Below are 14,012 nucleotides of genomic sequence, written 5' to 3'. Positions count from 1 at the left end.
AATTCGGAAGTTTGAATTAAATATATATGTCATCAATAGGGTGTGGGGGACTGAAATGATCAAGAAAAGACTGATAGAACTTTTGGCAGATGCTGTTAAGTTTATTAAAGAGCAAGTTGTATGGAAAGTATTATCACTTATAAGTCAGATCGTAATTGTGATCTGCATTTCTAATATTCTAGCGGATGTTGTCACATCAAGTTCTCTAATAATATCAGGAAGCGAAGTTGATATCAGCGCCAAGGCGTATATCAAATATATAATTCCTGCCATTATCTGTATAGGACTTAGATTCTTCTTTGATAAGAAGGAATACGAAAGCGCTTTTATGGCGAGTGCAGATGTAAAAAGTATACTTAGGCAAAAGATTTATTCAAAACTTCTGTCTCTTGGATCTTCCTATAGAGAGAAGGTTTCAACAGGTGAGATAACGCAGCTCATGACAGATGGTGTAGACCAGCTGGAAACTTATTTTGGGCTGTATCTGTCGCAGCTTTTTTATGCGATGATTTCGCCTGTGATTCTTTTTGTTGTTGTCGCTTTTATAAGTTTTAAGGCTGCAACAATTCTTCTTATATTCGTTCCGCTTATTCCAATATCAATAGTAGTAGTTCAAAAAATTGCAAAAAAGCTTCTTTCCAAATACTGGGGCATATATGCAAATCTTGGTGATAGCTTCCTTGATAATATCCAGGGGCTTACAACTCTCAAAATCTATCAAAGTGATAAAGAAGCTGCTGATAAGATGGACGCAGAATCAGAGCACTTTAGGAATATCACGATGAAGGTTCTGACTATGCAGCTTAATTCTACCAGTGTCATGGATATCATGGCATATGGCGGAGCAGCAGTAGGCATAATCATCGCCCTATCAGAATATTCTAAATCACATATATCACTTGCAGGCGCACTTATCATAGTACTTCTCGCAGCAGAATTCTTCCTTCCGATGAGACGTCTTGGCTCATATTTTCATGTTGCAATGAACGGAATGGCAGCAAGCGACAAGATCTTTGCACTGCTTGATCTTAAAGAGCCTGAAAAAGGTACGGAAGACTTCCCTGAAGGAGCAGGAACGATCACCTTTGACAAGGTTTTCTTTTCCTACGACAAGGATTGTAAATTAGAAGAAGCTGATACCACTGATACATCGCTTAGCCCCTCCGGCAATCCGGATGATATCGGGCTTATCAATAGGCAAAAAGAAAAGAAGGCTGTCCTTAAGGGCGTGTCCATGGAGATTTCCAAAGGAAGCTTCACGGCTATCGCAGGCGTGTCCGGAAGTGGTAAGAGTACCATAGCGTCACTTCTTATAGGCAGGCAAAAGAGCTACAGCGGATCATTAAAGATCGGAGATGTTGAAGTTTCTACCATCAAAGAAGATGAGCTGTTTAAAAATATAACTCTCGTATCGTCAGGGGCTTTTCTATTTAAGGGAACTATCAGAGAAAATCTTGCCATAGCAGGTGAGAATATTTCTGATGAAAAGATGCTTGAGGCTCTTAAAAAGGTCAATCTGACAGCGCTTAATGAATCAGCATTAAAAGATCAGTCAGATACAACTGATCAAGTATTCGATGAAAACAATATTACAGATAAAGAAGTTAAAAATGACTCTGATGCAAAGAAAGTCACCAATGAAAGCATACTTGATTACCACTTGACAGAAGGTGCGTCAAACATATCTGGTGGACAAAGGCAAAGACTTGCCATAGCCAGAGCTCTTCTTCATGAGACCAACATCTACATATTCGACGAAGCTACATCCAACATAGATGCCGAGTCTGAAGAAATAATTCTGAATACAATAAAAGAGATCGCAAAAGATCATACAGTCATCATGATCACCCACAGGCTGGCTAACGCTCAGGATGCAGACAAAATCATTATGTTAAAAGACGGCGTTATAGCAGAGAGCGGAACCCACAAGGAACTTATGGGGCATTTTGGAAGCTACTCACTTCTTTATAATGCGCAACAAAAACTTGAGAACTATAACGGCGGAAAATGTAAGACTGATGAAATGCCGGTTCATAAATCGGGGGCGCAACAATCTTCCAAGGTCATTGCAGCCAACACGAATGATGAAGGAGCAGCTGCAAAGGTCATTACAAAAGAAGAATTAAGTAATGATAAAGAAAAGGCTAATTCTGAAGAAAAAAATATTGAGATAAACAATACAGAAACTAGTGCTACAGAAGAAATCAATTCTGTAATCCCCGGAGCATTAAAGGATACAAATAATACCAATAACAGCGATAATACTAATAATGATAAGAATGTTTCTATTAGTATTGACTCAAAAAACTCTTCTGATAAAGGAACTGAACAAAAAAGGCGAAGCGCTATCAGCCTGATGTTAAAGCTAATAGTCCTCATAAAGGCACTTCTTCCAGTTATGCTCCTTGCAATCACGCTTGGCGTACTTGGATTTATATGCGCTATATTCCTTACAATAAAAGCTGCTATGATTCTAAAAGGAAGCGCAGCTATAGCAGGTGGTACTTCTGTTATAACATTCACCAAAGCTGCTGCATGGACACTTGTGATAATGGCAGTATTAAGAGGCTTGCTCCACTATGGAGAGCAGTACTGTAACCACTTCATAGCATTTAAGCTCCTTGCGATCATAAGACACAATGTATTTAAAGCATTAAGAAAACTGTCCCCTGCCAAACTCGAAGGCCATGACAAGGGCAACATAATCGCGATCCTGACATCAGACATAGAGCTTCTTGAAGTGTTTTATGCCCACACCATATCACCTGTAGTGATCGCTGCCATCATGACTATCATCATGGTCGTTTTTGAATGGACGATTTATCCTATAGCAGGAATCATAGCTCTTTTTTCCTATATAGGTGTAGGTATTGTGATCCCTGTTATAAGTTCAAAGCGCGGCGCCCAGATAGGCATGAAGTACAGGCAGCGTTTTGGAGATCTTAATTCATACGCTCTTGAAAGCATGAGAGGACTTGATGAGACGATCCAGTTTGGAAATGGAGAATCTCGTCAAAAAGAGATCAAGGATAGATCCACATCTCTTACTGCTATCCAGAAGGTTCTCTCAGGATACCAGGGTGACACTAGCGCTATAACAGGCGTGACAATTCAGATCGCAACCTGGATCATGCTTCTTGCAGTCTTAATCGCGGGAGCCAATGACTTTGAGAACATTAGTAAGACGATGGTAGCAGTGGTTGCAATTATGAGTTCTTTTGGACCAGTAATAGCTCTTTCCAATCTGTCCAATAACCTCAATCAGACACTGGCCAGCGCCGAAAGAGTCATTTCTCTACTTGAAGAAGCTCCTGTGGTCAAGGAAAATACAAGCGGCCAAAAGCTCTATCCCAAAGTCGAGAACATCTATACAGAAAATCTTTCTTTTGCCTACGAGGGAGAGCCTGTTTTAAATGACCTTACCATAGGATTTCCTGAAGGTAGAATCATCGGAATCCACGGGCCTTCAGGCTGCGGTAAGTCAACGCTTCTAAAACTCCTTATGAGATTCTGGGACGCTGACAGCGGAAGCGTAAGGATGATCGCAAATGAAACGGATCCTACTACTTTGGAAAAAGAGAAAGCAGATTCACAGGAAGAAAAAGCTGATTCTTCTAAAAAAGATGGCAATACTGATTCTAAAGAAAATACAGTTTCAGAAAATAAAATATCAGCAAACAATAAGGCAGGAAATAAAACTCCATCAGACAATAAATCAACATCGGGCAATGGATCAAAATCTGATACCACCACAGCAGAGCCCGAAAGCGCCGATGATACTCCTAAAGAACCCGAACCACCAAAGCCGATGTCTGCTATAGAAATGCTCAAAGCCATGCAGGCTGCTGAGAAGGAAAAGATACGAGTTCAAAAGGAGCGAGAGAACGCTTTCCTTGAAAAATCAAGAGCACTAGCTCGTCAAAAAGAAGAAGCCAGAAAGAAAGCAGCCGTTGAAGCTGAAAAGATTGAAAAGCAAAAGCGCATGACCTTAAAAGAGCGAATTGATTCACTTCTTCCAAACGCTGAGGATAAAGAAAGATCCAAAGACATAAAAGAAGTAAGAACAAAGAGTTTAAGAAGCCTTGAAGCTTACGTAACTCAGGATACCTACATCTTCCATGACACAATAGCTGCAAACATTAAAGTAGCAAAGCCATCAGCAACCATGGAAGAAGTTGAGGATGCTGCCAAGAAAGCATCGCTCCACGAATTCATCATGAGCCTTCCTGATGGGTACAACACCAAAGTTGGAGAACTTGGCGATACCTTATCAGGCGGAGAGCGTCAGAGAATTGGAATAGCAAGAGCATTCCTTAACGATGCAGACATAGTCCTTCTTGATGAACCTACCAGCAACCTCGACAGCTTAAACGAAGGAATAATCCTTAAGTCTCTCAAAGAAACAGCAGGAGATAAGACCATCATAATCGTATCTCACAGAGATTCGACTATGGCAGTAGCTGATAATGTGTATAGCTTTGAATAAACGCAAGGAGAAGCATGTTCATTTGTGCTTCTCCTTTTTTCTATTTGTTTCAAATGTCATATACATTTGCCATGCAAAGAGAGAATAAACTATATCCTTGGTCAGTTCGACATATTCTATGAAACATACGATGTTGATCCTGAAAGTCCATATTATGTACCTACAGAAAAAAGATTGTCAGCTATGTGAAAACACTGATATTTTTTGACAGTAAAGCTTTAATTTGCTACAATTACCACAGTTTTTAATGCCTTGGAAATCGCATCATCTTCCGAGGCTTTTTATTAGATTAATAAGTGCTGGGGGCTGATGCTGCTTACAGTAATAGCGCCTTTGCCGGAATGGAGATCGAAATGGAATACAATCCAAAAGCCATTGAGCCCAAGTGGCAGAAATATTGGGACGAACATGAAACTTTCAAAACAGATGTATGGGACTTTTCCAAGCCTAAATACTACGTACTTGATATGTTCCCGTATCCATCAGGTGTAGGTCTTCACGCAGGACATCCTGAAGGATATACAGCAACAGATATCGTATCCCGTATGAAGAGAATGCAGGGATACAACGTCCTTCACCCAATGGGATACGATTCCTTCGGACTTCCGGCTGAGCAGTACGCTGTATCAACAGGTAATCACCCCAACGGATTTACAGAAAAAAATATTGAGACCTTCACAGGTCAGCTCAAAGAGCTGGGCTTTGACTATGACTGGTCCAAGATGGTTAAGACATCTGATCCTTCTTTCTATCACTGGACACAGTGGATCTTCAAGCAGCTCTACCTTGACGGATATGCAAAGTATGTAGATATGCCGGTTAACTGGTGTGAAGAGCTCGGAACAGTTCTTTCCAATGACGAAGTTATCGATGGAAAGTCAGAGCGTGGCGGATATCCTGTAGTTCGTAAGAACATGAAGCAGTGGGTTATCGACCAGCAGGCATTTGCAGAAGAGCTCCTTTCTGGACTTGATGAGATCGACTGGCCACAGTCTACCAAGGAGATTCAGAAGAACTGGATCGGCAGATCTGAAGGTGTTGAGGTTGATTTCAAGATCGTAGGCGGTGGAGATTTCTCCATCTATACAACATGTATCGAGACAATCTACGGTATCACATTCATGGTACTTGCTCCAGACGGACAGACTGTTCAGGAGCTTATGCCAAGAATTGAGAATAAAGAAGAGGTTGAAGCTTATATCGCTGAGACTCTTAAAAAGACTGAAATGGACAGAACTGAGCTCAACAAGACTAAGTCAGGTTGCGAGCTTAAGGGAATCCATGCAATAAACCCTGTTAATGGCAAAGAAGTCCCTGTATTCATCGGTGACTTCGTACTTGGCGGATACGGAACAGGTGCTGTAATGGCAGTACCAAGTCATGACCAGAGAGACTTTGAGTATTCTGAGGTTCACAACATACCAAGGATCCAGGTTATCGACGGCGGCGACGTATCAGAGCACGCTTTCGAAAAGGGCGACTATCTTGGCAAGGGCTGCAAGCTCATGAATTCAGAAGAGTTCAACGGCCTCACTGTTGAAGAAGCAAAAGAAGCTATCACAGATAAGCTTGTAAAGATGGGCGTTGCAAGAAGAACTGTTAATTACAGATTCCGTGAATGGATCTTCGCTCGTCAGCGTTACTGGGGTGAGCCAATGCCTATCGTATATCTTGAGGACGGCTCAATCCACGTACTTGATGATGATGAACTTCCTCTTGAGCTTCCTGTACTTGAAGATTACAAGGGCAAAAACGGTAAAGCACCTCTTGATAATGCTACAGATTGGAAGAACTATGATCACAATGGCGTAAAGGGAACAAGAGAAACCTCTACAATGCCTGGATCTGCAGGATCTTCCTGGTACTATTTCAGATATATCGATCCTGATAACAAAGAAGAGTTTGCTAATCAGGAACTCCTTAAGCACTGGCTCCCTGTTGACCTTTATGTTGGCGGACCTGAGCATGCTGTAGGACACCTTATGTATTCAAGAATCTGGAACAAGTACCTTTACAAGAAAGGTCTTTCTCCAGTAAGCGAGCCTTTCAAGAAGCTCGTACACCAGGGTATGATCCTTGGATCAAACGGTATCAAGATGGGTAAGAGATTCCCTGAATTCGTTGTTAACCCAAGTGATATCGTAGATAAGTATGGCGCAGATACACTTCGTCTTTACGAGATGTTCATGGGTGCACTTGAAGCTTCCAAGCCTTGGTCTGATCAGGGTGTAGAAGGTGCAAGAAGATTCGTTAACAAGGTTTGGAACTATTTCTCCAATCCTGATAACATCTCTGAAAACGATGCTGACAGACTTACAAGACTTTATCACCAGTCTGTTCGTAAGATCACACACGACTTTGAGACACTTGGTTTCAACACAGCTATTGCTCAGATGATGATCTTCATGAACGAGGCAACTAAGGGAACATGTCCTAAGGCCTACGCTGAAGGATTCGTAAAGATGTTCTCATGCGTATGTCCTCATGCAGGTGAAGAGCTCTGGAGCCTCCTTGGACATAACGAAACAATCGCTTACGAAGCATGGCCTACATATGAAGAGGCTCTTTGCAAAGAAGACGTTATCGAGATCGGTGTTCAGGTTAACGGTAAAGTCAGAGGCGTTGTAGGACTTACAGATGACGATACTCAGGAGAGCGCACTTGAGAAAGCTAAAGCAATCGACTCTGTTAACAAGTTCATCGAAGGAAAGAATGTTGTAAAGGTAATCTATGTTAAAGGTAAGATCCTTAACATCGTAGTTAAATAAGATCATTATTATTCAGGCACCCTATTACAAACTTAAGGGTGCCTGATTTTTTAAAGATTAAATTCACAAATTGGTACCGCGAGCTACGCCAATATTAAACCATAAATTACTCGCGACATGAGGTTAAAATGGAAAGCGAAAACGTTTATAGATTCTATAAAGATACGTTATGTGAAAATGCTATTGAAACAGCCCTTACGATCAAAGAAGGTGTTCTGGCAAAAAAGCGTTTTCAATTACGTAAATACGAGGTAGCATGTTCTGATATTTCTGATGACCACAAATGCATTATGCTGTGTTTTGAACGATACAGTTTTAATAAGAGTAACTATGTCGGAAGTACAGTACTTATCAAAGAGTCTGATTTTAAAATGGATATAACGGTATATAACTGTGGTGGTTCTTTGATGCCGTATGATTACCTTTACGAAAGAGTGTTTGAGGTTATTCAAAATCTTGGCTTCAAATTAAAACCAAGACCAAAAGATGACGATGCGAGCATCGACCCTTCAATAAAAGAATTGTTATAGGATAACTAAAGTATTATCTCATTCATAATTAATCAAATTTAGAAAACTCTATTACTACATAGCTTGAAACATAGATTCAAAAATGTAGTAATAGAGTCTTGGAAATTTGAGTAAATATATATTAGCAATTACACCAATATTAAGAATCACTATTTATAGCCTGTCATCTGTAATCTTACTATTTTCTCCACCGTGAATCTTTTCCTGAATAAATATCCTCCAAGATCTTACTCTGTCCAGCATCTCCTCTTTATTAAGGACAGCATAAGCAAAGCCTCTTCTGACAAGTTCTTCCGGAAGGATATCATCATATTTTTCAAATACAGGCACTTCCTTTGGATATAGAAGCTCCATAGCATCAAGCGGCTCATCTGCCATATCGCAGACAACTTCAAAGAAAGTATTCCTGTCAGCTTTCATAGTAAACTGAATGAAATAAGGGCGTGATGAATCAAGGCCTTTAAGTGCGAGGAAAGGCGCGCACTTTATCTTTAAAAATCTCTCCAGTGCAAGGAAGGAATAACTTCCAAGCCATGGGAACAAAGCCCACATATTCCCGCCAAGTGATATAAGAGGGTTATCAGTAATGCCTGCAGCTCTTGCGCTTTTTCTTCCAAGAGCAAGTCTGTTCACTGCATTAGGCATAAGATAAGGGTAGCCCTTATCTTCAAGAAGAACTTTCTTCATTCTCTCTAAAATATGTGTATGTATATCGCCGGGACATTCGCCAAAGTAAGCAGGCACCTGTCCTTTGACCATCTGACAATACACGTTGTGTCTCTTATGATCTACATCTTCTACGACCCAGGTTCTGCCTGCGATAGCGATCTTTTCCCCGATAGGAGGCGGAGCGCAGAGAGTGCCAAGTTCCTGTGACTCGCACCTTACTGTGTACTCAACATTCTCCTGAAATACCGCATAAAACTTGTATGAGTTCGTGATGCGCTCGCCCTTAAGACCTACGATAAGACCGCCTCTTTCTGTCTGCTGGATATGGTCGATCTCAATAAGGTGACGAAGCAGGATCTTATAATCATCCTGAGATACTCTGTGAAAATAGGATAGTGACAACACTCTTCCTGCCAGCTCTCCGGGAGTCATCTCGCCGCCTGATGCAAGCGTAGACATGGTCTGGTGGTAGAGAAGAGAGTAGGGGAGTCTGTCAAGGACAGGCGGCTCAACCCAGCGCTCTTCGATATATACCTGAACAAGGGCGATACCCTGAAGCAGCTTCCACGGAATAGTCTCAGGGAGCATAGCTCTTGCTTCCGGCTCATCCTCACGCATTACAAACCACATCTCCGGCGGATCATCACGCCTTCCTGTTCGTCCCATTCTCTGAAGAAAAGAAGACACAGTAAAAGGAGCATCCATCTGAAATGCACGCTCAAGTCTTCCAATATCAATTCCAAGTTCAAGAGTAGAAGTTGTAACAGTAGTAAGATAAGACTCTTCATCCTTCATGGCTTCCTCTGCGGTCTGCCTGTAGGATACAGACAGATTGCCATGGTGGATCAGGAACCTTTCAGGCTCATGCTTTGCTTCGCAGTACTGCCTTAAGGTTGTGGTAACAGCCTCGGCTTCCTCTCTTGAGTTGCAGAACACAAGACACTTCTTACCTCTTGTGTGTTCAAAGATATAACCCATACCGGGATCAGCAGCCTTGGGCGCTTCATCCGTAGCCGGTGAAATATATGGAAGAGTTTTTATATCATTTTTAGAAGAGGATATATTTTCATATTTATCAGAAGAATGTTGGTATGTATCAGAAACATGAACATTACCTTCAAAATCTGAATCAATACCATTTGTTGATGTAGCCTTAGTTGCGCTCACCACATCCGCATCAATAATATCGCCCTCAGCTTCCATCTGCTGAGCTCTCTTTGACTTCGTCGCAGCTTCCCCAGCCTGAGGCCCCTGAATATAGAAATGCTCCATAGAAAGTCGCCATACCTGGCCCTTGTCTTCAATCTTCGGTATAACGCAGCCGCGTCCTGTTCCTGAGGATAAGAATCTTCCGGTCTGTTCGAGATCTCCAATTGTAGCAGAAAGTCCTATACGCCTCGGATTAACCCCTGCCATGCGGGATAACCTCTCCATAAGACAGAGAGTCTGACCTCCGCGATCACCCCTCATAAGAGAATGGACTTCATCAACCACGATAAATCTAAGGTCGCCAAAAAGCCTTGCAATATCTCCATGCTTATGAAGCATAAGAGCTTCAAGAGATTCAGGAGTTATCTGAAGGATACCTGAAGGCTTTTTTAACAGCTTATTCTTATGAGACTGATTAACATCGCCGTGCCAGTGCCAGACAGGAATATCAGCTTCCGCGCACAGATCGTTAAGCCTAGAAAACTGGTCGTTGATAAGAGCCTTCAAAGGCCCTATATACAGCGCCCCAACAGATGCTGGCGGATCTTCATTAAATAAAGTCAGTATTGGGAAAAAAGCTGCCTCCGTCTTACCCGAAGCAGTAGAAGCACACAGAAGCAGATTATCTTCTGTATTAAAAATGGCATCGCCTGCAGCTACCTGAATAGCGCGAAGCGACTCCCAGTTATTCCTATAGATAAAGTCCTGAACAAACGGAGCATATCTGTCAAAAACATCCATGATTCGTCCTCTTATGGCATGTGATACAAATGGTTAATAGTAAAAAAATAGAGAAAAATATGTAAGAAACTATTTTTCTCTATTTTACTATTATTCATCAAACTTTATCCACTCGACAACAGTATCGTTTCTATTATCACCTGTTTTTTCTTCGACTGCATCCTTGGATTTGAATGGGAGCTCATAGATAGTACCATACTCATCAGGATGACTTTCATCTTCGATGACATAATAGCCGTATACATCGCCTTTTTCTTCAATAACATATTTTTCTATTGACGCATATTCTGCCTGTTTATAATCGCCTGCAAATGTTTTAAGATTCTCAGAATCAGCACCTGCGAATAATGCAAGTTCTTTATCATTTTGAAGATTTGATATCTTAGCTTCTTTAAGAATGCTGTAGGAAAAATTAAAACTTCCATTATTAACTTTGTAGCATGTAACTGACGTTAAGCTATCTGAAATGGTGTGATAAACACGTATACTTCCTCTGTTATCCACAGTCACCTGGTCATAAATAGATATTAGAAGATTGTTATCATTGCTGAGTGCTTCGTCAGATACCACTATTGGCATAACAATGCTTCCAAGTACAGCTTCATCCCTGCTAATAGAGAATTTGATCAAAACTCCATTTTCCTGCTCGTTTACAACATATCCATCTGTAATAAGATCAAGTCCAAGCTCTTTTGCATTATCCAAAAGACTGCTTGACAGATCGGAAATGGTACATGCACCATCTGGAAAAGCATCAATAGCATCTTCCCAGATGCTTGTGATTGTATCTGATACATCGCTATCGTAGGACATTTCTGTATTAAGCATGGGGCTTGGCTGTATTAGTATATCTCCCGATAATGCACCATTGAGCTGAGAATTCTCACAGACTATGTTAGGAAGTTCTATGCTGTCACAGGCATCAAATGAGATATTGGTTATTATAAAATCAAGAGTTTTGCTTTCTTTACTAGTGCCGTTATAGGTTTCGTGTTCACTGTTTCCGTTTAAAGAAACACTTAACAGATTTTTAGTTTTAGCATCAAACGAATATATTATCTCAGTAAATCCATTAGAACTTGTCGAACCCTCTCCAAAGGCCTCTGAAATACAGTAAAGTTTTTCCCCTGTAAAAGTAACTTTAAATCGTCCTGAGGCATCCGGAGTACCATAAAAATATACAGTCGTATCTTTCATGTTGTTAAGATCCGGAGCCAGTATTTTTTCAACGTTTATGTATAATCCTGATTTGCTGCCATCAGAATACTCAGATGCTGTATATTCTTGTCCATCTAACATTCCCTTATAATACTTGAAAGATGATGATGACGATGTAGACAGATCATCGAACAGTGCCAAACTATAATCGGTACGCTCAGAATCACTATTACTTCCACTGATTGTCCATAAATAATTATCTTTATCTATGTATAATCTTTTATATTCATAACTGGTTGATGAACTGCTACTGGAAGTACCCATGTCGAAATATTCTTTTTTATCACCAAGATTTACTGTAGAAACAAGATCTTTACTTCTGGAATATGAATATTTTCCACTAATATTCAGATGGCTTGCATAGTGAACATTCTCATTAGATGCTTCGAAGAGCTTTCTAACCGAGATTTCCTGACCATCATATTCATATGTCACATCAAGCGGATGCTGATTGTTCCAGATATATTGGCGAATCTTTGGATAGCTAAAATAGACAGCACAGGCTATGATTGCTATCAGGATCAGCCTGCTAATAATCTTTGATTTCATATTAATTGTCCCCCAATAAATTTTTTAGAGAAGATCATCCTCTAAAAATCCAACTTTTTCATCAGAAATTAATCCACGTAGCATCTTTTTCTTCTCTATTGTCTTCTGTTAGTTCAGTAGCATAGTCACTAGATAAAAATGTCAGATCATATTCTTCTGAAAGATGCTTTGAATATGTTGTGTTCTCTACTACATAATAAGTATTAAAATATCCATTTTCTCGAATTTCATACTTATCCATTCTAGTATAACCTGAGTCAGAATGCTCTTTTACAAATCTATGTAATTCTGAAAAATCTCCATATGAAAACAGGGAGAGTTCTTCTGTTTTTGAGAGTCTTGAAAAAGCTGATTCTCTGGTAATTCTATGATCAAGCTTTAATATACCATCTGTGTATAACCTGTAGTATGTATCTGTAGTAATACTTGAGGTAATCCTGTGATTTATCCATATGGTTCCATCTTCCCATGCAAATAATTCATCACCAGCAAATATTAATATATTGTTTTCGTTGCAAAGCTGGGCACTATAGACTGTAAGCGGCATTAAAATATAGCCTATTTCATTTTCATCCTGGGTTATGAGATATCTTATGTAAATAGCGTTCTCATATCTATTCATATAATAGTCTTTTTTTACAATGTTCATACCGTATTCAATAGCATTATATGAAAGACTTTCTGAAATCTCATCAACGGTACATGACTCTTTTGGTATTGAGGAAACAGCATTTTGCCAAATATTTGAAATAGTACTTGAAAGGCTGCTCTTTTCAGAAGCATCGTTTCTAATAACAGAGCTTGGTTTAAATGTTCCTTCTCCTGTAAGAGCACCACTTAGGATAGAATTATCGCATACCATATTGGGAACATCTGGTATTTCGTAATCACCATAGGCTAAATCATTAATTGTCAGTTCCAAACATATACTCTCTACTGAAAAAGGTCCATTACATCCTCCATGTGAATATTCATATTTAAGCGTAACCTTAACAAGCTTTCTTGTTTGGGCATCAAATGTATATTCAGCTTCATTAAAAGGAGAGCGTGAACCATCACCCCCAAAAGCAGGTGCAATACAAGGAAGTTTATTTCCTACAAATTTCACTACAAAATGTCCCTGCTCATCTACTGATCCATCAAAATAAATTGCAACTTTTGTCAAATTATCTAAGTTAGGCATAAGAATTTTATCAACTTCAAAACGTTCACTACATTCATGACCAGAGTATCCGTAAGCTGTTTTTTTATATCCATTGATTATTCCCACATAATAACTGTAAGTTGAGATTGTGCTTTGTTCGTCGAGATCGCCATAACACGTAAACTCATAATAAGGTTCAATACATTCTCCATCCAATATTCCCAACACATTATCTTCATCTTTATAGTAATGGTCATATTTGATATTGATAGATTTATTGAGTATTTCATATGGTGATGAACCTGGTGCTCTATAAGAAGAATGATAAGATTCAGTCCTTTCACTATACGATCCAGTAACAGACCAATAAGCTGAATAATGGATATCTTCATAAGATGCCTCAAAAAGCTTCCTTACAGATATTTCCTGGTCATCATATTCATAGATTGCATCTAATGGATATAATGGATCTACCGGGGTAATAAAGATATTACAAATTTTATAGATAACAACGAGTGACAAAAGAAATATTACAATTCCCCATAAAACTTTTTTCGTATCCAAAAAACAAAATCCTCCAATTTAAAATCCCACTTTTTTCATAAAAGAGATTATAACATAGAGAATTTAGAAAATAATTATCTTTGGACATATATTAGAATTACGTAAAACAGGTTTTTTTCCAAAAAATAACCGCC

The 14,012-nt window shown here is 39.6% G+C and carries 6 protein-coding genes and 1 pseudogene; 4 read left to right on the top strand and 3 right to left on the bottom strand.

The features are described from left to right. Window positions 1-55 precede the first annotated feature (55 nt). The 4 genes and pseudogenes from WAA20_RS19790 to WAA20_RS19775 all read left to right on the top strand — a co-directional run. Window positions 56-3,130: pseudogene (locus WAA20_RS19790) on the top strand (ABC transporter transmembrane domain-containing protein); the annotation flags it as partial. Further along, complete coding sequence (locus tag WAA20_RS19785; protein ID WP_338802771.1) at window positions 3,131-4,486, top strand: ATP-binding cassette domain-containing protein; 1,356 nt, start codon at window positions 3,131-3,133, stop codon at window positions 4,484-4,486. 341 nt (window positions 4,487-4,827) lie between these two features. Next, window positions 4,828-7,254, top strand: coding sequence for a leucine--tRNA ligase (gene leuS, locus WAA20_RS19780; protein ID WP_345786449.1), 2,427 nt, complete (start codon window positions 4,828-4,830; stop codon window positions 7,252-7,254). Between the two features lie 128 nt (window positions 7,255-7,382). Next, complete coding sequence (locus WAA20_RS19775; protein WP_073389177.1) at window positions 7,383-7,784, top strand: hypothetical protein; 402 nt, start codon at window positions 7,383-7,385, stop codon at window positions 7,782-7,784. A 153-nt stretch (window positions 7,785-7,937) separates the two neighbouring features. Here the strand turns inward: WAA20_RS19775 and WAA20_RS19770 are convergent, their stop codons facing one another. The 3 genes from WAA20_RS19770 to WAA20_RS19760 all read right to left on the bottom strand — a co-directional run bounded on the left by WAA20_RS19770 (window position 7,938) and on the right by WAA20_RS19760 (window position 13,878). Then, entirely contained in the window at window positions 7,938-10,403 is a 2,466-nt protein-coding gene (locus WAA20_RS19770; protein WP_073389179.1) for a DEAD/DEAH box helicase, read from the bottom strand. A gap of 90 nt (window positions 10,404-10,493) precedes the next feature. Next, on the bottom strand, window positions 10,494-12,170 hold the full coding sequence (locus WAA20_RS19765; protein WP_073389180.1) for a hypothetical protein: 1,677 nt from the start codon (window positions 12,168-12,170) through the stop codon (window positions 10,494-10,496). A 61-nt stretch (window positions 12,171-12,231) separates the two neighbouring features. Next, window positions 12,232-13,878 carry a hypothetical protein gene (locus WAA20_RS19760; protein WP_073389182.1) on the bottom strand — a complete coding sequence of 549 codons (1,647 nt, stop codon included), beginning with the start codon at window positions 13,876-13,878 and terminating at the stop codon, window positions 12,232-12,234. Window positions 13,879-14,012 lie beyond the last annotated feature (134 nt).

This window comes from Butyrivibrio fibrisolvens (assembly GCF_037113525.1).
GTDB classification, from domain to species: domain Bacteria; phylum Bacillota; class Clostridia; order Lachnospirales; family Lachnospiraceae; genus Butyrivibrio; species Butyrivibrio fibrisolvens.
This window is presented reverse-complemented; position numbering and strand designations above follow the sequence as displayed.

Bases quoted from the DNA above. Each gene is read 5' to 3' on its own strand.
- WAA20_RS19785 (WP_338802771.1), top strand. From the start codon at position 3,131: ATGCTTCTTGCAGTCTTAATCGCGGGAGCCAATGACTTTGAGAACATT.
- leuS (WP_345786449.1), top strand. From the start codon at position 4,828: ATGGAGATCGAAATGGAATACAATCCAAAAGCCATTGAGCCCAAGTGG.
- WAA20_RS19775 (WP_073389177.1), top strand. From the start codon at position 7,383: ATGGAAAGCGAAAACGTTTATAGATTCTATAAAGATACGTTATGTGAA.
- WAA20_RS19770 (WP_073389179.1), bottom strand. From the start codon at position 10,403: ATGGATGTTTTTGACAGATATGCTCCGTTTGTTCAGGACTTTATCTAT.
- WAA20_RS19765 (WP_073389180.1), bottom strand. From the start codon at position 12,170: ATGAAATCAAAGATTATTAGCAGGCTGATCCTGATAGCAATCATAGCC.